The sequence below is a fragment of the Streptomyces sp. NPDC059009 genome, assembly GCF_042740175.1.
Classification (GTDB): domain Bacteria; phylum Actinomycetota; class Actinomycetes; order Streptomycetales; family Streptomycetaceae; genus Streptomyces.
The window spans coordinates 37664-58683 of sequence record NZ_JBHYJB010000057.1; the positions used below are offsets into that span (position 1 = coordinate 37664).

The window sequence follows — 21020 nt, forward strand, 5'->3', positions numbered from 1 at the left end:
GGAACGGCAGGAAGTTGAGGGGGCGGGACCGGCCCGGTGGCCGGGGGCGGGGCGGCGCTGCGGGGTGCCGCGGAGCGCGTCAGGAGTGGAACGGCAGGCCCGCGCCCTCGGCCAGCTCCAGGTCGTCGGTGTCGTCGGGCGGCAGCAGCGTCGCGGAGCCGTCGGTGACCGGCACGATGCCCAGCTCCAGGAGCTCGGCCAGCGCCGCGCTGCCGGCCATGTCGCGGACCTGGAGCTGGTAGCGCGCGGTGGTCCGGTAGGTGCCTCCGGAGTCGTCGCCGGTGCGCTGCAGGAAGCCGGAGTCGGTGAGGAACGCGACGGCCTTGCCCACGATGCCGGTGGTCGAACCGGCCAGGCGGCGGGCGTCCTTGGTGGCTCCGGTGGCGCTGCGCCGCGCCCAGATCCGCCAGGCGGCCTCCAGGCTCGGGGCGTCGCTCGCGGGGTCGGTGTTCTCGCCCTGTTCCTCGGCGCGCTCCTCCAGGCGGCGGCATGCCTGGCGGACGAACGCGTCGACCCCGTTGACGCTGACGCGTCCGATGTAGCCGTCGTCGGCGAGGTCCTCGGGGCGCGGGAACGCCATGGCGGCGACGGAGAGATGGGCGAGGCCGTGCAGGAAGCGGTCGGTCGAGTCGGCGGAGGCGCGGCGGGCGTAGTCGCCCATGCGGACCGCGAAGACCGAGTCCTCGGCGGCCGTCACGGCCATCCCCGCGCGCGGGGACACTTCCAGGACGACGAGCCCGAGCCCGGCGGCGACGGCGTCGGCGAGCCGCGCGAAGGGCGGGTCCTCGCGGTAGCGGCGCAGCAGTTCGCCGTACTCCTGGTCGCGGGCGGGCTGGAGCTTGGGCTGGAGGCCGAAGGCGACGAGCCGCGCCGCGTCGGCGGCGTCGGCCGGGGTGACGGGGGCGTTCGGAGCGGGTGCCTCGGAGGCTTCCGGCTCGCCCCACGCGGCGTGCTCTGCGGGGTGCTCGGTCACGGCTGGTGCTCCTTGCGGCAATGATGCGGTCGTACGTCCCCGAGCGCGCCCGGCGCCTCGGCGCGGGCCTCTCGGCTCGCGCGCCTCTCGCGGGCGTCGCTGTCCTCGCGGACCTTTGAAGGGTTCGGCTCTGCGGCCATCAGGCGGCCTCCGTCCGGTCGGCGGCCATCCCGACGGCGTCCAGGAGGGCGGTGCCCACGATGAGGTCGGCGCCGCCGAACTCCGCGTCGTCGAGCTCCGTGCCGTCGTCCACCGCGAACAGCAGCTTCTCCTCGCCCTGGCGGTAGGCGGTGCCGACCGGCGGGCTGGCCGCGTGGACGGCCAACAGGGCGACCAGATACGGCAGTTCGGAGTCGCGGCGGCGGGCCTCGGCGAGCAGCCCGGACAGGCGCCGGGGCGCGTCCGAGGGCAGGTCGAGCAGCTCCATGGCGGAGGCGAGCTGCTCCTCGCTGAACCGGCTGTCGTCCGGGGTGGCGATCAGGTCCGGCTCGGGCATCTCGGCGCCGAGGTGCTCGCGCTCCATGGGCGGCGTCAGCAGTATGTCGACGAGGTCGCCGACGCGGACCGAGACGGGCGTGCGCAGGCCGGTGCCGCGCGCGAAGAAGGCGTCCGTGACGCGGATCGCCTGCTCGACGGGGAGCGGCAGGACGGGCGCCACGAGCTGCCCGTACAGGTCGAGGCCCGCGCGCGCGGTGGGCGTGGCGAACGCCTGCCGGTCCTGCTCGGCGCGGAACAGCGGCCCGGCCTCCAGGAGCCGGGACTGGAGCTGGGTGTGGCGGCGGATGCAGTCCTTGACGATGTCGACCAGCTCGGCGGCGCGGCGCTTGTGCTCGGGGTCCTCGGACTCGTCGCGGGCCTTGCGGATGTTGGTCAGGATCGCGTTCTCGTGGCGGTAGCGGTCGGCGACGTGGTCGAGCGCCTCGGCGATCATGTCGGGGACGGCCTCGAGCCAGTCGACCGCCCGGACGTTGCGCCGGGTCGCGTCGAGGGCCTTGCGGAGCGTCTCCGAGTACTGGACGGTCCGGTAGCGGGCCTGCTCGGCGGCGAGCTGGGCGTCGGCGAGACGGCCGCGGCTGATCAGGACCTCGAGCTTGACCTCGGCGGCGATCTGGGCGCTGGTGACGTCCGTGTCGAGGGCGCCGACGAGGACGTTGACCGCTTCGTCCGTCGTACGGAGGTACACGCTCCCCCCGTAGCCGGGGACCTCCTCGATGAGCTTGAAGTCGTAGTCCCTGCGGACATACGAGCCGTCCGGCGCGAACGTGCCGTACACCGCGCGGAAGCCGCGGTCGACGCTGCCGACGTTGATCAGGTTCTCCAGGACCCAGCGGGCCACGCGCTCATGCTCGGCGGCCGGGCGCCGGGGGGCCTGGGCGGCGACGCGCGGGAGCAGCCTGGCCACCACCTGCTCGTGGTCGGCCCCGGTGTCGAAGTCCATGTTGAGCGTGACGAGGTCGATGGCGGAGAGGGCCACCTCGGCCATCGCGTAGCCCGAGTACTCCCCCGCGAGGTTCGCCTTGCGCGCGTCCAGGTCGTGCAGCGGAGCGGTGCAGGCGAGCGCGCGCAGGCGGCGCGCCAGGCCCTCGTCGGCGGCCGGGCCCAGAGCGGGCCGCGGCCCCGCGCTGAGCTGGGGCGGAGCGGTGTCCGTTGCGGCAGGCGAAGTCACGGTGCACAGACTAGGTCCTCGGTCTGACAACGGTCGAAACGGCGCAGAATCGACCGCTTCGGCCGCGGGTCACTCGTGACCGTCAGCCCTCCGCCGCCACCCGCTGCCCGTACGCCTCGACCAGCCCGCGCCGCGAGTCGTCGAGGTACTCGGCGAGCAGCCGCTCGGCCTCCCCGGCGTCGCCGTCGCGCAGACTGCGCAGGATCGTGCGGTTGCGGACGAGGTAGGGCTCGTGCAGCCGCCGCGGATCGTCCACCACGTGGAAGGCGAGGCGCAGTTCGGCGAAGACGCTGCGCATCACCTCGTCGGTGCGCGCGCTGCCCGCGAGGGCCACGAGGGCGCGGTGGAAGTGGATGTTGGCCGTGGAGACGCCCTTCCAGTCCCCGGCGCGCGCCGCCCGGCCGCCCTGCTCCACCGCCTCCACCACCGCGTCGAGTGCGAACGGCGGCTCGCCGAGCGCCCGGACGACGGCGCACTCCACGAGGTGCCGCATGCGGTAGATGTCCTCGACGTCCTCGATGGTGAGCACGCGCACGAAGACGCCCCTGTTGAGCTCGTGGACGAGCAGGCGCTCGTGGGTGAGCAGCCGGAACGCCTCGCGCAGGGTGTTGCGGGAGACGCCGAGGGCGCCGCCGATGCTGTCTTCGGAGAGCCGCGTCCCAGGCGGGAAGTAGCCCTCCGCGATGCGGCTCCGCAGGATGTCCGCGACGCGTTCCGCGGTACTCGTGCGGCCCAGGAGCGCGCGGTCGTCGGCGAGACCCGTCAGTTCAGCCATGCGCAGCCATCCCCTCAGCCATGCCCGGATTCAACCGCAGACTCAAGAACGAAACAACATGGGTATTGAGGGATCGTTCAACGATCCTCTACCTTGTCGACTCATCAGCACACGCTCAGCACGGCTGACAGCGCTCACAGCACCGCCCACCCCTCTGCGAGGTGCCCATGAGTACGACCCCACCGCCCCACGCCGTCACCACCGACCCCCAGGGAGCCGCGGGCGAACTCGCCCACCAGGAGGGCGCGTTCGGCTGGCTCCGCGCCCTCGGCCCGCGCGGGCGGCGCGCCTTCGCCGGTGCCTTCGGGGGCTACGCCCTCGACTCCTACGACTACTTCACGCTGCCGCTCAGCATGGTCGCGCTGTCCGCCTACTTCGGCCTCAACAGCGGCCAGACCGGCCTGTTCACCACGGTCACGCTGGTCGTCTCGGCGGTGGGCGGCGCCGTCGCGGGCGTGGTCGCCGACCGCATCGGCCGCGTCAAGGCGCTGATGATCACCGTCATCACGTACGCGGTGTTCACCGTCGCCTGCGGGTTCGCGCCCACCTATGAGTGGCTGCTGGTCTTCCGCGCCCTCCAGGGGCTCGGTTTCGGCGGCGAGTGGGCGGTCGGCGCCATCCTGGTCGCCGAGTACGCGACGGCGAAGAACCGCGGCCGCACCCTCGGCGCGATCCAGAGCTCCTGGGCCGTGGGCTGGGCGCTCGCCGCGGTCGTCTACACCCTGGTCTTCGAGTTCCTCGACGACGACCTGGCCTGGCGGGTGATGTTCTGGACCGGCGCGCTCCCCGCACTCCTGGTGATCTACGTGCGCCGCCGGGTCACCGACGCCCCGGAGGCGGCCGAGAAGCGCAAGCACAGCTCTACGAAGGGGTCGTTCACGGCCATCTTCCGGCCGGACCTGCTGCGCGTCACGCTCTTCGCCGTGCTCCTGTCGACCGGCGTCCAGGGTGGCTACTACACCCTCGCCACCTGGGTTCCCACCTACCTCAAGGACGAGCGCGGGCTCACGGTCGTCGGCACCGGCGGCTATCTCACGTTCCTGATCTCCGGGGCCTTCCTCGGCTACCTCACCGGCGGCTACCTCACCGACAAGCTGGGCCGCAAGCGCAACATCGCGCTCTTCGCGTTCCTCTCCGCGCTGAGCATCCTCGCCTACACGAACATCCCCGAGGGCTCCAACGGCCTTCTCCTTGTGCTCGGTTTCCCGCTCGGCTTCTGCATGTCGGCCATCTTCAGCGGGTTCGGCTCCTTCCTGAGCGAGCTGTACCCCACGGAGGTGCGCGGCACGGGGCAGGGCTTCACGTACAACACCGGCCGGGCCGTGGGCGCCGCCTTCCCCACGCTGGTGGGCTTCCTCGCCGACAGCTGGGGCGTGGGCGGCGCGCTCGTCTTCGGAGCGATCGGCTACGGCCTCGCCGTGATCGCACTCTTCGGTCTCCCGGAGACGCGGGGAAGGGAGCTGGTGTGACCTCGAAGGCCCCCAAAGAGGCGCGGGCGCGCTTCCGTTCCGGAGAGAGCGGGCCGACCGCGGGCCAGGCTGCGGGCCACACACAGGCCAACCTGGTCGCGGTCCCCGCCGACTGGGCGTACGACATGCTCCTGTTCTGCCAGCGCAACCCGAAGCCCTGCCCGGTGCTCGACGTGACGGACGCGGGCGCCTGGTCGACGCCGCTCGCGCCAGGCGCCGACCTGCGCACGGACCTGCCGCGCTACCGCGTGTGGGAGCACGGCGAGTTGGTCGACGAGCCCACCGACGTGGTGGCGCGCTGGCGCGGCGACCTGGTGTCCTTCCTGATCGGCTGCAGCTTCACCTTCGAGTGGGCACTCGCGTCGGCGGGCGTACCGCTGCGCCACATCGAGCAGGGCCGCAACGTCGCGATGTACGTGACCGACCGGCCCTGCCGCCCGGCGGGGCGCCTGCGCGGCCCCCTCGTCGTCTCCATGCGCCCCGTGCCGCCCCGCCACCTGGCCGCCGCGATCAAGGAGAGCGCCCTGCTGCCCGCGGTGCACGGCTCCCCCGTGCACTGCGGCGACCCGGGAGGGCTCGGCATCGCCGACCTCGCGCGGCCGGACTTCGGCGACCCGGTGGAGGCCGAGCCGGACGACATCCCGGTCTTCTGGGCGTGCGGGGTGACTCCGCAGGCGGCCGTCATGGCCTCCCGGCCGCCGTACGCGATCACCCACGCGCCGGGCCAGATGTTCATCACGGACGCCCGCGACGAGCAGTACCGGGTCGCTTGAACCACCGCGAACCACTAGCACGTTGTGCACCACCCGCACCAAGAACCACCCGAGCACCGCGAGAAACGGACGACATGAGCACAGGCACCATCGACCTGAACGCCGACCTCGGGGAGGGCTTCGGCCGCTGGCGGCTCACCGACGACGAGGAGCTGCTCTCCGTCGTCACCAGCGCCAACGTGGCCTGCGGCTTCCACGCGGGCGACGCGGCCACCATGCGCCGCGTCTGCGGGCTCGCGGCCGAGCGCGGCGTGCGGATCGGCGCCCAGGTCTCCTACCGCGACCTGGCGGGCTTCGGGCGGCGCGCGATGGACGTGCCGCCCGAGGAGCTGGCGGCCGAAGTGGCGTACCAGATCGGCGCCTTGGAGGTGTTCGCGCGCGCGGCCGGTACGCGCGTGTCCTATGTGAAGCCGCACGGCGCGCTCTACAACCGCGTGGTCGACGACGGCGAGCAGGCGGCCGCCGTCATCGAGGGCGTCCTGCTCGCCGACCGCACCCTCCCTGTGCTCGGGCTGCCGGGATCGCGTCTCCTGGAGACGGCAGAAAAGGCCGGACTCCCGGTCGTGACCGAGGCGTTCACGGACCGCGCCTACACCGCGCGGGGCACCCTCGTGCCGCGCGGCAGCGACGGCGCGGTGATCACCGAGGCGGACCAGGTCGTCGAGCGCTCCGTCGGCATGGCCCGCGACGGGGCGGTCACAGCGCACGACGGCGACCGGATCACCGTCCGCGCCCGCTCCTTGTGCCTGCACGGCGACACCCCGGGCGCCGTGGCCCTGGCCCGCCGCGTGCGGGCCCGCCTGGAGTCCGTGGGCGTGCGCGTGGCGGCCTTCACGTGAGGGCGCTGCCGGTCGGCGCGCACGCGCTGCTCGTCGAGGTCGCCGACGGCTCCGCCGCCGAGGCGCTCCACGCCGAGCTCCTGCGCCGCCGCGCCACGGGCGCCCTGCGCGTACGGGAGATCGTTCCCGCGGCCCGCACGGTGCTGCTCGACGGCCTGGACGACCCCGCCCGCCTCGGTGCCGAGCTCCCGGCCTGGCACATCCCCCCGCTCTCCCCGCGCGCGGAGGACGTCCTGGAGATCCCCGTCCGCTACGACGGACCCGACCTGGCGGACGTCGCGGCGCACTGGGGGGTGCCCGTCGCCGAGGTCGGCCGGATCCACGCGGCGGCCCGATTCCGCGTCGCCTTCTGCGGGTTCGCGCCCGGCTTCGGCTACCTGACCGGGCTGCCCGAGCACTACGAAGTACCGCGCCGGGCCACGCCCCGCACGACGGTGCCCGCGGGCGCGGTCGCGCTCGCCGGCCCGTACACCGGGGTGTATCCGCGTCCTTCTCCGGGCGGCTGGCAGCTGATCGGCTCCACGGACGCGGTGCTGTGGGACCACGCGCGCGTGCCCGCCGCGCTCCTGACGCCGGGCGTCCGCGTCCGGTTCGTACCGGTCACGCCGTCCGGACGAGCCGACACTCCCGCCCCGCCCCAACAAGAAGACGCGCCCGCACAAGAAGACGTGCCCGCACAAGGAGGCACCTCCTTGCGAGGAGACGCCTCCGTCCGAGAAGCCGCACCCCTTCCGTCGCCCCTGGAGTCACGATGACCGACCGTGCCTTCGCCGTCGTACGGGCCGGAGCCCTCACCACCGTGCAGGACCTCGGCCGCCCCGGCCACGCCCACCTGGGAGTGCCCCGGTCCGGCGCGCTCGACCCGCCCGCCGCCCGCCTCGCCAACCGTCTCGTAGGCAACCCCCAGGACGCGGCCGTCCTGGAGACCACCCTCAACGGCTGTGCGCTACGGCCGCGTTGCGCGGTCACCGTCGCGGTCGTCGGCGCACCGAGCCCGGTCCGCGTCGACGGGCGCCCGGCGCCCTGGGGTGCTCCCGTGCGCGTCCCTGCGGGGGCGCTGCTCGACGTCGGCACGGCCGCCTCCGGAGTGCGTTCCTACATCGCACTGAGCGGCGGCGTCGCCGTGGAGGAGGTCCTGGGGAGCCGGGCCACGGACCTCCTGTCCGGTCTCGGCCCGCCCCCGCTGGCCGACGGGACCGTGCTCACCCTGGGCGGGCCGCCCCCGGCCACCCCGCACGCGCGCGTGGACACCGTCCCGCACCCCGCGCCGCCCCGCGAGCTGATCCTCCGGGTCACCCTCGGCCCCCGCGCCGACTGGTTCACGGCCGGGGCCCTGCGGACGCTCACCACGCGCGCGTACCGGGTGTCCTCGGCGAGCAACCGCATCGGGCTGCGCACGGAGGGGCCGCCCCTGGAGCGAACCGCTCGGGCCACGGCGCGTGAACTGCCCAGCGAGGGGATGGTGTTGGGCGCGGTGCAGGTGCCGCCGGACGGCAGGCCCGTGGTGTTCCTCGCGGACCATCCGACCACCGGGGGCTACCCGGTGGTGGCGGTGGTCCAGGAGGGGGATCTCGCGGCGGCGGCCCAGGCCGTGCCGGGCACGACGGTGCGCTTCGTGCCCGGCGCCCGCCACTGAACGACCGGTCAGACCGCTCAACATCCGGTCAGGCCGCTGAACAGCCGGTCACGCCGCGTCGGGCTGCCCCGGCCCGGAAAGCGCCGCAAGCGCGGCGGAGACCGCGTGCGCGGCGCTCAGGTCGAGCCTGGCGCTGGTGCCGCGCACGTGATGGCGCAGCTCCGTGGCGGCGAGGCCGACGAGTTGGGGCAGGAGGTCGGTGCAGCGGCGCGCCACCCAGCCGGTGCCCGCGGTGGCCAGCCACCACAGCCGCGCCGACCGGGTGGGCGGCGGGAGTTGGGGCTCGCACGCGGGCGCCCCGCCGTGGGCGAGCCCCTCGGCGGTGAGCAGCGCGTGGAAGCGGGCGGCGAGGAGCCGGTGGCCCCGCTCCCCGGGATGCAGCCGGTCGGCGCTCCACAGGGCGCGGTCGGCGACCCACTCGCCGTCCGCCGCGTGCAGATGGACCGCTCCATGGCGCTCGGACAGCGTGTGCACGACGGCGTTGACCGCGCGCTGTCTGCGGGCCAGCGGGCGGGCCAGGGCGCCGGGCAGGCCGAGCATCGCCCCGGGGTCCGGCAGACAGGCGGTGAGCAGCACGGCGCCCCGCTGCCCGCAGGCCGCGTAGACGGCGTCGAGCCGGGCCGCCACGGCGTGCACGTCGAACGTGCAGCGCAGCGTGTCGTTGACGCCGACGACCACGGACACGACGTCGGGGCGCAGGGCGAGCGCGGCGGGGGTCTGGCGCCGCAGCACGTCCTCGGTCTGGGCCCCGCTCGCGGCGATGTTGTGGAACTCCACGCGCGTGCCGGGACCCGCGAGCCCCTCCGCGAGGAGAGCGGCCCAGCCCCGCCAGCCGGCCTCGACGGGATCACCCACACCCTCCGTGAGCGAGTCCCCCATGGCGACGAACCGGAGGGTCCGCATCCGACTCATCCGACGGCCCTCGCCGGGACATCGGCGGCGCCGCCGGACACGCGTACGGGCGCGTCGTGCGCCTGGAGGAAGGCCGCGACGGACGCGTCCCAGCCGAAGCACTCGGCACGCGCGCGTGCCGCCGCCCGCCGCTGCCCCTCCGGCCGGGCGAGGAGCGACATCACGGCCGCCGCGAACGCCTCGCCCCGGTCGGCCGCGACTTCTCCGGCCCCGCCCACGATCTCGGGGAGCGCCGACGACGCGCTCACCACGACGGGCGTCCCGCAGGCGAGCGCCTCCAGGGCGGCGAGCCCGAACGTCTCGACCGGGCCGGGTGCCAGGCAGACGTCGGCGGCGGCCTGGAGCGCGGCAAGCCCGCCAGGGTCCGGGACATGGCCGAGGAAGGTCACGGGCAACCTCCGCTCCCGCGCCCGCTGTTCGAGCCGTGCGCGCAAGGGGCCGTCGCCCGCGACGACGAGCACGGCGGGCACGCCACGACCCCGCAGCGCCGCCAGCGCGTCCAGCGCCGTACCGGGGCGCTTCTCCACGGAGAGGCGGGAACAGAGCACCAGCACAATCTCATCCACGCGCGCGTGGCGGCCGCGTACCTGCGCGTCCCGCAGCGCGGGGTGCCGGGCGTCGAGGTCGACGCCCAGCGGAGCCCGTACGACATTGCGCGCGCCCACGCGCAGGAACTCCCGCTCCGCCCAGGCCGTGGTGCACACCACGCGCGCGTAGACGCGTGCCGTACGGGAGTTGAGTGCGTCGGCGGCGCGCCGGGCCGCTTCCGGAGGCAGGCCCCAGGTGCCGAGGACGCCGTCCGTCGTCTCGTGGGAGACCATCACGGCCGGTATGCGGGCCTGTCGCGCCCACGCGCCGGTCCAGCGCAGCGTCGTGCGGTCGGAGACCTCCAGTCGGTCGGGCGCGAGGCGGCGCAGCACCGCGGCGACCCGCCGCCGGTCCACGAGCACCCGGTAGCCGCCGGTGCCGGGCAGCACGGGCCCCGGCAGGGTCACCACGCGCCCCTGCTCCGTCTCCCGCTCCCCGGCCCGCTCACCGGGCACGACCAGGACGGGCTCGTGGCCCGCGGCACGGTAGCCGCGACCCAACTCCCGCAGCGCGGTGCGCAGTCCGCCCGACTCGGGCGTCACGAAGTTCGCCACCCGCACGATGCGCAGCGGGCCCGCGTCAGGCGCGCCCGCGCGCGCCATGCCGTCGGCACGCCTCTCCGGCCTCTCCGGCCCGCTCATGCCGCCACCACCGTCCGCGCCGCGAGCACCTCGGTGTAGTGCCCGATGAGCCGGTCCCCGACGGCCGCCCAGGTCCGCCCCTCGACTGCGGCGCGGCCAGCGGCGCCGTACGCCTCCCGCAGGCCGGGGTCGGCGGTGAGGGACCAGACGGCGTCCCGCACCGCTGAGGCGTCGCGCGGCGGCACGAGAAGCCCGGTCCTGCCGGGTACGACGAGGTCGAGCGGGCCGCCCGCGGCGGGCGCGACGACCGGGACTCCGCTGGCCATGGCCTCCTGCACGGTCTGGCAGAACGTCTCGTAGGGCCCGGTGTGCACGAACAGGTCCAACGAGGCGAAGATGCGGGCGAGTTCGTCGCCGGTGCGGCGGCCGAGCAGCACGGCGCCGGGAAGGGCCGCGCGCACCGACGCCTCGCTCGGCCCGTCGCCCACGACGACGACCCGCACGCCGTCGAGCCCGCACACTCCGGAGAGCAGCTCCACCTGCTTCTCGGGGGCGAGGCGCCCCACGTAGCCGACGATCAGCTCGCCGCCGGGCGCGAGCTCACGGCGCAGCGCCGTATCCCGCCGCCCCGGGTGGAAGCGGACGGTGTCCACGCCGCGCGGCCACAGGCTGGCCCGGGGCACCCCGTGGGCCACCAGGTCACTCAGGGCGGCCGTGGAGGGCGCGAGGGTGCGGTCGGCGGCGGCGTGGACGCCGCGTATGCGCCGCCAGGCGGTGGCCTCGCCGAGGCCCATGTACGTGCGCGCGTACCCGCCGAGATCCGTCTGGTAGACGGCGACGGCGGGGATGCCGAGGCGTGCGGCAGCCGCCATGCCGCGCACGCCGAGGACGAACGGGCTGGCCAGATGGACCAGTTGGGCCCGGTGCGCGGTCAGTGCCGCGGCCACGCGCCGGCTGGGCAGCGCGACGCGGACCTGCGGATAGCCGGGCAGCGGCAGGGAGGGGACACGGACGACGGGGCAGGGCACGGCGGCGTCCCGGCCGGGCTCGGCGGCCGCGGTGGCGGGGGCGATGACGAGGGGGTCGTGGCCGCGCGCGGCGAGGTGCCGGGCGGTCTGGAGGGCGCAGTGCGCCACTCCATTGACGTCGGGCGGGAAGGATTCGGTGACGATGACGACGCGCATACCGGTGGTGGGTCGCATACCGGTGTTGTCGTCGGGCGGGGCGTGGCCGCGTCAACGTGGATCTTTCCTGGCGAGGAACGTCCCATGAGCGTTCCCCTCCGCGCCCCGCGGCAGCGGGGCGCCGCGCCTCGTCCGGAGGGGCTCATACGGCGGGCGCGTCGGGCCCGATTCTGCTGCGCACCGCGGTCTGTACCTCGTCCTCCTCGGCGGGGTCGGCGGCGAGCCTGCGGAGCTGTGTGACGACGCGGGCGTCACCGGTCTCGGCGTGCAGGGCGGCGACTTCGCGGGTGGACTCCTCGCAGTCCCAGAGGCACTCGACGGCGAATCCGGCGGCGAAGGAGGGATCGGTGGCGGCGAGCGCGCGGGCGGCGCGGCCGCGGAGGTGGGACGAGGCGGTCTCTCGGTAGACGTGCCGCAGGACGGGGGCCGCGCAGGCGATGCCGAGCCGTCCGGCGCCGTCGACGAGGGTCCACAGGGTCGGTGCGTCCGGGCCTTCGCCGCGCACCGCCTCACGCAGGGCGGCGAGGACGAGCTTGCTGTCCTTGGCCCCGCCCCGGCAGGCGAGCATCCGCCCGGCGGCGGCGCCGAGGGCGTCCGGCCGCCCGGACCAGCGGCGGGCCTGCTCGACGGCGGCGACGCTGCGCATGCGCTCGAAGGCGTCCACGGCGGCGTCCGCCACGATCGGTGAGGGGCTCTCGGCAGCCTGCTCGACGAGAGCCAGCACGTCGGGATCGTGCGCGTCGGCGAGGTAGCGCAGGGCTGTGCCCCGGGCGCCGTCCGAGCCGCTGCGGGCGGCCTCGAGGATCTCGTCCCGGTCCTCGGGTCCGGCGACGGCGGTCAGGCAGCGGGCGGCCGGCACATGGAGCACCACACCGCGCTCGAGCCCTTCCTGCGCCCACTCGAAGACGGCCTGGACGCTCCAGCCGGGGCGTGGCCCGGAGGGCCGCATCTGTCGCTGCCAGCGATCGAAGGAGCCCCGCTCGCCGGCCGCCCGCACCCGGGCGCCGATCTCCTCGCGCGGGTCCTCCGCCCACAGCCGCCAGGGCCGGGGCTCGAAGGCGTCCCGGACGGCGGCGGCCAGCTCCGCCTCTCCCTCGGCGTCGGCCGGGAAGCGGGCGAGCACGGGCCCGGCGAGGGCGCGCAAACCCGCGTCGTCGTCGCGCAGCGCCAGTTCGTCCAGCGCCCAGGCCCAGTTGGCGCCGAAGGCGGCGTACCGGCGCAGCAGCTCCAGGGCGTCACGCCTGCCGTACGAGGCGAGGTGGCCGAGGACCGCGAGGGCGAGGCCCGTGCGGGAGTCCTCGGTGTCGAGGATGTCCTCGGAGTCGAACAGGTGCCGCTCGATCTCGTCGATCTCACCGTGGAGGTCGAGGTAGAGCCGGGCGTAGTAAAGGGAGCGGTTCTCCACCTGCCAGTCGTGGCGGGGGTCCCGCAGAACGCAGTGGTTCAGAGCCGCGAGCGCCTCGGCGCGCGGCGCCGTGAGGGCGTGCAGCGTGCCGTCGCCGCGACCCCGCTGAAGCAGGCCGAGCAGCGTACCGCTGGGCGCTATGAACGGTTCGAACATGGGAAACAGCCTCACATCAAGCGTCGACGCAACCGGGAATCGTGCTTTACCTGGCCGCGCGCCAACACGTCGGGCCGCCCGCCGTCTGCTGCTTGTTGAAAGCCATTGTCCTCTGCCTTTCGTCGGTGGCCCGCACGGGATCCGGCCGGATCCCACGAGGTGGGCCGCTCACGGTCCGCGCGGTGCGGCAACTCCTGCCCCGCCGTCGCGTCCGTAAATCACGTCGTCATGATGACCCAGCGGTTCTCTCCGCCGCGACCACATTTCCGGCGCCCCCGCCGCCGCAGGTCAGCTACCCCGTTCAGGCCGCCCCGAACAGCCGGAGCAGCTCCTCCTTACCGAACATCCGGGCGGTGTCGACCGCGGAGGGCGTGCCCGCGGCCGGATCGGCGCCCCCGTCGAGGAGGGCCCTGATGACCTCGTCGGCGCCCTTGAAGACGGCCCCCGCGAGCGGCGTCTGGCCCCGGTCGTTGGCCCGGTCCGGGTCGCCGCCACGCTCCAGGAGGGCGCGGACCGCATCGGCGTGACCGTGATAGGCGGCGAGCATCACCAGCGTGTCGCCACGGTCATTGGTGAGATTGGCCGGAACTCCGGCGTCCACATAGGCCGCGAGCGCGTCGGTCTCGCCCTGGCGCGCGAGATCGAAGATCTTGCCTGCCAGCTCCACGACCTCCGGGTCGGGGGCTTCGCTCATGGTCAGGCCGCCTTTCAGATACGGGGTTCGCCTACAGGTGACTCGGCGACAAGGTGCGCACGACCTGCAGCCGTACGAGTGAATCGACAGGGTACTGCCCGTCACGGCACATGACGGGGCCCGCCCGAGGCAAAGATCACCGCAGGCCCCACGTGCCGCTCCGACCGCGCCCGTACGGCCCAGCAACCCGCTGCCATTGGGGGGGAATATCCAAAATTTCCCCCATTTGCACCTTTTATCGTATGGATACATGCTGTGAGCCTGGAAGAACTCATGGTGACTGTCCCCCCACTCAGGAGAACTCTCATGGTCCTGTCCATCTCTGGCGTCGTGCTGCTCGGAGTCATCGCCTTCCTCTTCTTCCGCAAAGACGGACTCAAGGCGTCCCACGCACTGGTCTGCGCACTCTTCGGCTTCTTCCTCGCGGGCACCGCCATCGCCCCGAGCATCAAGGCGGGCAGCGCGAGCCTCGCGAGCCTCCTCGGCGGGATCAAGTTCTGACGTCCCCCTCTCCCTCGTAACACCCCGTACGCACCATCAGGAGACAGACGTGGCACGGCGCCCCCTCCCCCGCATTCTCAGCAGCGGGTCCGCCCCGATCGCACGCGGCCGGGAGACCATCGCCCGCAGCCGCGAGACGATCACCCGCAGCAGGGAGATCGCGCGGTCGGCCGCCGACAGCGCCACCGACGTCCTCCACCCGCTGATCACGATCACCCGCGGACTGCGGCGGCTCGCTGCGGCCGGGCGGCGCAGATGGGCCGCCACCCCCAAGGACCGGCGCGGACCGCTGCTGTTCCTGGTGGCCTCGGTGATCCTGGTCGTGGCGCTCGTCCCGTACGGTCCGCTGCTGGCCGCCATCTGCCTGATGGCGGCCGCCGCATGGACCGGCCGCGAGCGCACCGCGCCCGCCCCCACGGGCCCGGACGACTCCCAGGTGGAGCGCCTCCAGTCGCTCTACGAAGCACTCGTCCCGTACTTCTCCGTCCCCGAGGACCCGAGCCCTCTGTACGCGCACGGCGGCGAGTGGGAGAAGGCGTTCCCCAGCTACGACTTCGACGAGACCGGACGCGTCTCGCGGCTCGTGGTGCGCTACCCGGCGTACTTCACGGACGGCGAGGCCGACTCACGCGCGCGGATCGAGCAACTGCTGCACGCCAAGTCGGGCCGCGGCCGCGAGTACCACTTCGAGTGGGACGAGGAGGGCAACCAGCTGGCCGTCGCGGTGCTGCCCCCGCTGCCCACCGACATCGCCGCCCAGCGCTTCGTCACCGCCCCCGGTGAGACGGTGCTCGGCTTCACCGACCCGACGGTCGTCCAGCGCACCCTCCCGGTCGCCGACGGCGACGACCAGCGCGATGTGCCCCCCGTCATCTGGCGCACCGGGATCCGCTCCACCGAACCGCACCTCCTTGTCGTCGGCCAGCCCGGCAGCGGCACCACGACGCTCCTGCGCTCCATCGCCCTGCAGGCCCTCCAGCACGGGGACGTCCTGGTCGTCGAGGGCAACGGCACGGGCGACTACGCCTGTCTGACCGGACGCGACGGCGTGCTCGCCGTCGAGTGCGGCCTCGCCGGGGCGCTCGCCAGCCTGGAGTGGGCGGCGCACGAGACGGAGCGGCGGCTCATCGCCGCCAACCGCGCCCGCCAGGCCGGCCACCCGCCGCCGGAGGACACCAAGCGCCCCCTGTGGCTGCTGCTCGACCACCCCAGTGTGCTCGGCCACCTCGCGGCCGCCGACGGGGACCGGGATCCGCAGTCCCTCCTCCAGGTACCCCTGCGGCACGGCCGGGCGGCCCATGTCACGGTCGTCGTGGCCGATCAGTTCGACAGCCTGGACTCGCTGAGCGACGCGGTCCTGCAGCACACCCGCGCGCGCGTGGTGCTCGGCCCCGCCGAACTCGACCAAGTAGAGGACGTCCTCGGCGTCCCGCCGCACACCACGCCCACCCGGGACGTGCCCCCGGGCCGCGGCTACGCCCGGCTCGGCACCGGCCCCGTGCACCGCCTCCAGGTGCCCGCGACCCCCGACCCGTACGACGACGCGACGAGCGAGTCGCACCGGCGCGCGGTCATGGAGCTCCTTCCGGAGCGCACCATGCCCGCCGACGCGACCGACGCCCGTGCCGAGCACGACGCCGAGGCGGAGCCGGTCCCGGCCGAGGGCTGAGCGGCACCTCCCGTACGGGGCTCCGCCCGTCCCTCAGGCCACGAACGTGCGCGGCGGCTCGGCGCCCGAGCCCGCCCCCGTCGCGACCAGGCGCGCGGCTGCCGCGAGCCGCACCGCCGCCTCCTCGGCGACCGCGCCGCCCACGGTGAACGGCAGCCGCACATAGCCCTCGAAGGCCCCGTCGACACCGAAGCGGGGCCCGGACGGGACCCTGACCCCCACCCGCTCGCCGACCTCCGCGAGCCGGGACCCGGAGAGCCCGCCGGTGCGCACCCACAGGGTCAGCCCGCCGCCCGGGACCTCGAACTCCCAGTCGGGCAGCTCGCGGCGCACGGCGGCCACCAGGGCGTCGCGGTTCTCCCGCGCCTGGGTCCTGCGCACGTCGACGGCCTCCTGCCAACCCCCGGTGTTCAGCAGCCAGTTCACGGCGAGCTGTTCCAGGACGGGGGTGCCCAGGTCGGCGTAGGCGCGGGCGGCGACGAGGCTGCGGATGACATCGGGGGCGGCCCGCACCCAGCCGATGCGCATGCCCGCCCAGAACGCCTTGCTCGCCGAGCCGACGGTGATGACGGTCGAGCCCGCCGGGTCGAACCCGCAGACGGGGCGCGGCAGTTCCAGGTCGTCGTCGAGCCGTAGCTCGCTCATCGTCTCGTCCACCACGAGCACCGTGCCCGCCGAGCGCGCCGCGTCCACGAGCCGGCGGCGCTGGTCCTCGTCGGCGAGGGCACCGGTGGGGTTGTGGAAGTCGGCGACGACGTACGCGAGCCGGGGCGCCGCGTCGCGCAGCACCTGCCGCCAGCGGTCCAGGTCCCAGCCGCCGAGGCCCTCGGCCATCGCGACGGGCACAAGGCGGGCTCCTGCCTCGCGCATCAGCTGGAGGATGTTGGCGTACGAGGGCGACTCGACGGCGATGCGCTCGCCGCGGCCCGCGAAGAGGTGGCAGATCGCGTCGATCGCGCCCATGGCGCCCGTGGTGACCATGATCTGCTCGGGCATGGTGGGGATCCCGCGCGCGGTGTAGCGCTCGGCGAGCATCTCGCGCAGCGCGGGCAGCCCCGCCGGATAGTCGCCGTGCGTGTGCGCGTAGGGCGGCAGCTCTTCGAGGGCGCCCTGCACCGAGCGGGTCAGCCAGGGCTCGGGGGCCGGCAGGGCCGCGCAGCCCAGGTCGATCATGGAACCGAGCGCCTCGGGCGGCAGCGGTTCGAGCCCGCGCGCGGGCAGGGGATTCCCGGCCGGGACGGCGGTCCAACTGCCCGCTCCCCTGCGGGACTCCAGAAACCCTTCGGAACGCAGTGCCTCGTAGGCGGCGGCCACCGTGGTCCGGCTCACGGAGAGGGAGACGGCGAGCTCGCGCTCGGCCGGCAGGCGGGCGGCGACCGGGACGCGCCCTTCGAGGACGAGCAGCCGGATGCCGTCGGCGAGCGCACGGTAGGCGGGCGGACGCCGGGTGCCGGCACCCGCGGGGCGCGCCTGCTGGGACGTGAGCAGCCGGGCGAGCTGGGCCGAGCCCACCGCCGAAGTCCACTGAGCCATCTCGACCAGTCCACCTTCCCCGAATTGGCCATGGTTGCGACCTGGTTCCAAGCCACAGGGTGTCATGCGTCAGGCCATTAGCACGATCGGGGGGCACTCCTTGTCCGCGAAGTCGACGAAGTCCGCGAAGACACCGCGTCGCACATCCGTCACACCCGGCGGGAAGCCCCATCTGGCACGGCGGCTGTGCCAGCTGTACGCCGGTCTGACGCTCTACGGAGTCAGCTCCGCCCTCATGGTCACGGCCGGGTTCGGGCCGGAGCCGTGGAACGTGCTGAACCAGGGGCTCGCCGAGCTGACCGGCCTCTCCATAGGCACCATCTCGATCATCGTGGGCGCCGCCGTCCTGCTGCTGTGGATCCCGCTGCGCCAGCGCCCGGGGCTCGGCACGGTGTCGAACGTGTTCCTCTGCGGCCTCTCCATGGACGCCACCCTGGCGCTCCTGCCGGACTCGGACTCCTTCGCCGTGCGCATCCCGCTCCTGGCCGCCGGGATCCTCCTCAACGGGCTCTCGACGGGCCTGTACATCACGGCCCGGTTCGGCCCCGGCCCGCGCGACGGCCTCATGACCGGCCTGCACCAGCGCACCGGCCGCTCCATCCGCCTGATGCGGACGGTGATCGAGGTGGTGGTGGTCGCGACCGGCTTCGCGCTGGGCGGCACGGTGGGCGTCGGAACCGTCCTGTACGCGGTGTCGATCGGCCCGCTCGCCCAGTTCTTCCTGCGGGTGTTCGCCATCCCGGGGGCACCCTCGCGCAGCGTCGTGGCCGCCGCCGGTCAACCGGAGCAGGCGATACTGCAGCGGTGACCCCGCGCGTACGCCACCCCTACCTCGACCACCAGCGACCGCTCGCCTTCGCCCACCGGGGCGGGGCGGCGGACGGCCTGGAGAACACCGCCGCCGCCTTTCGACGCGCCGTCGACGCGGGCTACCGGTACCTGGAGACCGACGTCCACGCCACGGCCGACGGCAGGCTCGTCGCCTTCCACGACACGACGCTCGACCGGGTCACCGACGCGGCGGGCCGGATCGCGGACCTCCCCTGGAGCGAGGTGCGCCACGCGCGCGTGGCGGGCAGCGAGCCGGTCCCCCTCTTCGAAGACCTCCTGGAGTCGTTCCCCGACGCCCGCTGGAACGTCGACGTGAAGGCCGAGCCCGCGCTGCTCCCGCTCCTCGACCTGATCCGCCGCACCGGCTCCTGGGACCGGGTCTGCGTCGGCTCCTTCTCCGAGTCGCGCGTCGCCCGCGCCCAGCGGATCGCGGGCCCGCGCCTGGCCACCTCGTACGGCACCAGGGGCGTGCTCGCGCTGCGCCTGCGGTCGTACGGGCTGCCCGCCCTCCCGCGCGGAACGGCGATCGCCGCGCAGGTGCCGGAGGTGCACGCGGGCGTCCGCGTCGTCGACCGGCGCTTCGTGCGCACCGCGCACGCGCGCGGGCTGCAGGTCCACGTCTGGACCGTGAACGACCGCGATCGGATGACGGCTCTCCTCGACCTCGGTGTGGATGGCATCATCACTGATCACATCGAGACGCTGCGCGAGGTGCTGAAGGACCGGGGGACCTGGGCCTGACCGCCCAGGAGCGGGCGCGGACCACGGGGAACAGCGAGGGGGCACGGGTGAGCAGCGACACCGTGCGGGCGGCCGAAGCCGTCGAAGAGGCGGCCGAAGCCGCCGAGCGCAAGCGCGAGCAGCGCGGCTGGTACTTCTACGACTGGGCCTGCTCGGTCTACTCGACGAGCGTGCTCACCGTGTTCCTCGGGCCCTATCTCACCGAGGTCGCCAAGTCGGCCGCGGACCCCGGGGGTTATGTGCACCCGCTGGGCATCCCGGTCCGCGCGGGCTCCTTCTTCGCGTACTCCGTGTCGGCCTCGGTGATCCTGTCGATCCTGGTGATGCCCCTCGCAGGCGCCGCCGCCGACCGCACCGGCCGCAAGAAGCCGCTGCTCGCCACGGCCGCCTACCTGGGGGCGGCGGCCACGGCGGGCATGTTCTTCCTGGACGGCGACCGCTATCTCCTGGGCGGGCTGCTCCTGATCGTCGCCAACGCGTCCCTGGCCGTGTCGATGGCGCTCTACAACTCCTACCTGCCGCAGATCGCGCCGCCCGAGGAGCGCGACGCGGTCTCCTCGCGCGGCTGGGCCTTCGGATACGCGGCGGGCGCCCTCGTCCTGATCGCGAACCTGGTGCTGTTCACGGCCCACGACAGCTTCGGCGTCTCCGAGGCCACGGCGGTGCGCATCTGCCTGGCCTCGGCGGGCGTGTGGTGGGGCGCCTTCACCCTCGTGCCGCTGCGGCGGCTGCGGGACCGGGCCGTGGCGCCGTCGGACCGGGGCGGGTCCCAGGGATGGCGACAACTGGCCGCGACCGTGCGGGACATGCGCCGCCATCCGTACACGCTGGCCTTCCTCCTGGCGTATCTCGTCTACAACGACGGCGTCCAGACGGTCATCTCCCAGGCGTCCGTGTACGGCTCGGAAGAGCTGAGGCTCGGCCAGTCCACGCTGATCGTGGCGGTCCTCCTGGTGCAGCTGCTCGCGGTGGCGGGGGCCCTCGGGATGGGGCGCCTCGCGCGCAGGTACGGGGCGAAGCGGACGATCCTCGGCTCGCTGATCGCGTGGACCGTGACGATCGGGGCCGGGTACTTCCTGCCCGCCGGGGCCCCGGCGTGGTTCTTCGTGCTCGCCGCCGGGATCGGGCTCGTCCTCGGCGGCACGCAGGCGCTCTCGCGCTCGCTGTTCTCGCATCTGGTGCCGCCCGGCAAGGAGGCCGAGTACTTCTCTGCGTACGAGATCAGCGACCGGGGCATGGCGTGGGTGGGGCCGCTGGTCTTCGGGCTCACGTACCAGCTGACCGGCAGCTATCGGGACGCGATCATCTCGCTCGTGGTCTTCTTCGTGCTCGGTTTCGGGCTGCTCGCGCGGGTGCCGGTGCGACGAGCGGTGAGCGACGCGGGCAACCCCGTACCCGACAGGATTTAGCAACTGAAGGCAAAGGCCGGTAGTGTACGCCTTTGGCCTGCCAGGCGTACCGTTACTGCGCGCTGGACATTCAGAAACGCTGGGTGACATCTCCTGTCAGATGTGACAAAGCGGGCGCTGGTGGGTACAACAAGGGGCGGCATACGACGGCGACGCATGACCCTGAACGGGAATCTTTACCGCCGACCGGACGTTGACCGGATGACGACGACAGCGACACCTGTCCTGTGGGCGACAAGCCCGGGAGGCACGATTCATGAGTGAGCGAGCTCTTCGCGGCACGCGCCTCGTGGTGACAAGCTACGAGACCGACCGCGGCATCGACCTGGCCCCGCGCCAGGCCGTGGAGTACGCATGCCAGAACGGACATCGTTTCGAGATGCCGTTCTCGGTCGAGGCGGAGATCCCGCCGGAGTGGGAGTGCAAGGTCTGCGGGGCCCAGGCACTCCTGGTGGACGGCGACGGACCTGAGGAGAAGAAGGGCAAGCCGGCGCGTACGCACTGGGACATGCTCATGGAGCGCCGTACTCGAGAAGAGCTTGAGGAGGTCCTCGAGGAGCGTCTCGCGGTCCTGCGGTCCGGCGCCATGAACATCGCGGTGCACCCGCGCGACAGCCGCAAGTCCGCCTGACGACGGACTGAGGCACCAGCACCACATGACGAGGCCCGGTCCACTGCTGAGCAG

General features: G+C 73.8%; 21 protein-coding genes. 11 read left to right on the forward strand and 10 right to left on the reverse strand.

The genetic code is table 11. The features are described 5' to 3' along the window. Window positions 1-79 precede the first annotated feature (79 nt). From ACFWYM_RS39940 to ACFWYM_RS39955, 4 genes are all read right to left on the reverse strand, one after another. Complete coding sequence (locus ACFWYM_RS39940; RefSeq protein ID WP_384848915.1) at window positions 80-973, reverse strand: hypothetical protein; 894 nt, start codon at window positions 971-973, stop codon at window positions 80-82. After that, window positions 970-1113, reverse strand: coding sequence for a hypothetical protein (locus tag ACFWYM_RS39945; protein WP_384848917.1), 144 nt, complete (start codon window positions 1111-1113; stop codon window positions 970-972). Before ACFWYM_RS39945 ends, ACFWYM_RS39940 begins: the two co-directional genes overlap by 4 nt. Beyond that, window positions 1113-2639, reverse strand: coding sequence for a hypothetical protein (locus ACFWYM_RS39950; protein WP_384848920.1), 1527 nt, complete (start codon window positions 2637-2639; stop codon window positions 1113-1115). The genes ACFWYM_RS39945 and ACFWYM_RS39950 overlap by 1 nt, the downstream gene beginning before the upstream one ends. An 82-nt stretch (window positions 2640-2721) precedes the next feature. After that, the gene (locus ACFWYM_RS39955; RefSeq protein ID WP_384848923.1) at window positions 2722-3414 is read right to left on the reverse strand and encodes a GntR family transcriptional regulator; all 693 of its coding nucleotides are present in this window, start codon (window positions 3412-3414) and stop codon (window positions 2722-2724) included. Window positions 3415-3581: 167 nt separating this feature from the next. On the opposite strand from ACFWYM_RS39955, the gene ACFWYM_RS39960 reads away from it, so the two are divergent. From ACFWYM_RS39960 to ACFWYM_RS39980, 5 genes are all read left to right on the forward strand, one after another. Next, window positions 3582-4883: an MFS transporter gene (locus tag ACFWYM_RS39960; protein WP_384848926.1), complete on the forward strand. Its 1302-nt coding sequence runs from the start codon at window positions 3582-3584 to the stop codon at window positions 4881-4883. Beyond that, entirely contained in the window at window positions 4880-5656 is a 777-nt protein-coding gene (locus tag ACFWYM_RS39965) for a putative hydro-lyase (RefSeq protein WP_384848929.1), read from the forward strand. Before ACFWYM_RS39960 ends, ACFWYM_RS39965 begins: the two co-directional genes overlap by 4 nt. 74 nt (window positions 5657-5730) lie before the next feature. Then, window positions 5731-6495, forward strand: a complete 765-nt coding sequence (locus ACFWYM_RS39970) for a LamB/YcsF family protein (protein ID WP_384848932.1) — start codon at window positions 5731-5733, stop codon at window positions 6493-6495. Next, entirely contained in the window at window positions 6492-7250 is a 759-nt protein-coding gene (locus ACFWYM_RS39975) for an allophanate hydrolase subunit 1 (protein WP_384848935.1), read from the forward strand. Before ACFWYM_RS39970 ends, ACFWYM_RS39975 begins: the two co-directional genes overlap by 4 nt. Beyond that, entirely contained in the window at window positions 7247-8131 is an 885-nt protein-coding gene (locus ACFWYM_RS39980) for a biotin-dependent carboxyltransferase family protein (protein ID WP_384848938.1), read from the forward strand. The genes ACFWYM_RS39975 and ACFWYM_RS39980 overlap by 4 nt, the downstream gene beginning before the upstream one ends. A 48-nt stretch (window positions 8132-8179) precedes the next feature. Here the strand turns inward: ACFWYM_RS39980 and ACFWYM_RS39985 are convergent, their stop codons facing one another. From ACFWYM_RS39985 to ACFWYM_RS40005, 5 genes are all read right to left on the reverse strand, one after another. Then, window positions 8180-9034, reverse strand: coding sequence for an SGNH/GDSL hydrolase family protein (locus tag ACFWYM_RS39985; protein ID WP_384848941.1), 855 nt, complete (start codon window positions 9032-9034; stop codon window positions 8180-8182). Between the two features lie 5 nt (window positions 9035-9039). Then, window positions 9040-10233: a glycosyltransferase gene (locus tag ACFWYM_RS39990; protein ID WP_384848968.1), complete on the reverse strand. Its 1194-nt coding sequence runs from the start codon at window positions 10231-10233 to the stop codon at window positions 9040-9042. A gap of 35 nt (window positions 10234-10268) precedes the next feature. Next, complete coding sequence (locus tag ACFWYM_RS39995; protein WP_384848971.1) at window positions 10269-11396, reverse strand: glycosyltransferase family 4 protein; 1128 nt, start codon at window positions 11394-11396, stop codon at window positions 10269-10271. Between the two features lie 142 nt (window positions 11397-11538). Continuing rightward, window positions 11539-12957, reverse strand: a complete 1419-nt coding sequence (locus ACFWYM_RS40000; RefSeq protein WP_384848944.1) for a HEAT repeat domain-containing protein — start codon at window positions 12955-12957, stop codon at window positions 11539-11541. A 301-nt stretch (window positions 12958-13258) separates the two neighbouring features. Further along, on the reverse strand, window positions 13259-13651 hold the full coding sequence (locus ACFWYM_RS40005; RefSeq protein ID WP_384848947.1) for an ankyrin repeat domain-containing protein: 393 nt from the start codon (window positions 13649-13651) through the stop codon (window positions 13259-13261). Window positions 13652-13957: 306 nt separating this feature from the next. Here ACFWYM_RS40005 and ACFWYM_RS40010 point away from each other — a divergent pair, with 306 nt between their 5' ends. Then, window positions 13958-14152, forward strand: coding sequence for a hypothetical protein (locus tag ACFWYM_RS40010; RefSeq protein ID WP_384848950.1), 195 nt, complete (start codon window positions 13958-13960; stop codon window positions 14150-14152). A gap of 49 nt (window positions 14153-14201) precedes the next feature. Next, on the forward strand, window positions 14202-15821 hold the full coding sequence (locus ACFWYM_RS40015) for a hypothetical protein (RefSeq protein WP_384848953.1): 1620 nt from the start codon (window positions 14202-14204) through the stop codon (window positions 15819-15821). A 33-nt stretch (window positions 15822-15854) separates the two neighbouring features. On the opposite strand, the gene ACFWYM_RS40020 is transcribed toward ACFWYM_RS40015, so the two are convergent. Then, window positions 15855-17354: a PLP-dependent aminotransferase family protein gene (locus tag ACFWYM_RS40020; protein ID WP_384848955.1), complete on the reverse strand. Its 1500-nt coding sequence runs from the start codon at window positions 17352-17354 to the stop codon at window positions 15855-15857. A 64-nt stretch (window positions 17355-17418) separates the two neighbouring features. Between ACFWYM_RS40020 and ACFWYM_RS40025 the strand changes: the two genes are divergently transcribed. The 4 genes from ACFWYM_RS40025 (at window position 17419) to ACFWYM_RS40040 (ending at window position 20966) form a co-directional block, all read left to right on the forward strand. After that, a complete protein-coding gene (locus ACFWYM_RS40025) occupies window positions 17419-18162 on the forward strand; it encodes a YitT family protein (protein WP_384848957.1) in 744 nt (247 codons plus the stop codon). Continuing rightward, on the forward strand, window positions 18159-18926 hold the full coding sequence (locus tag ACFWYM_RS40030; protein ID WP_384848960.1) for a glycerophosphodiester phosphodiesterase: 768 nt from the start codon (window positions 18159-18161) through the stop codon (window positions 18924-18926). Before ACFWYM_RS40025 ends, ACFWYM_RS40030 begins: the two co-directional genes overlap by 4 nt. 47 nt (window positions 18927-18973) lie before the next feature. Then, window positions 18974-20335 (forward strand): MFS transporter, encoded by a 1362-nt coding sequence (locus ACFWYM_RS40035; protein WP_384848962.1) that lies wholly within the window; start codon window positions 18974-18976, stop codon window positions 20333-20335. Between the two features lie 256 nt (window positions 20336-20591). Next, window positions 20592-20966 (forward strand): RNA polymerase-binding protein RbpA, encoded by a 375-nt coding sequence (locus ACFWYM_RS40040; RefSeq protein ID WP_030360404.1) that lies wholly within the window; start codon window positions 20592-20594, stop codon window positions 20964-20966. Window positions 20967-21020: the final 54 nt, after the last annotated feature.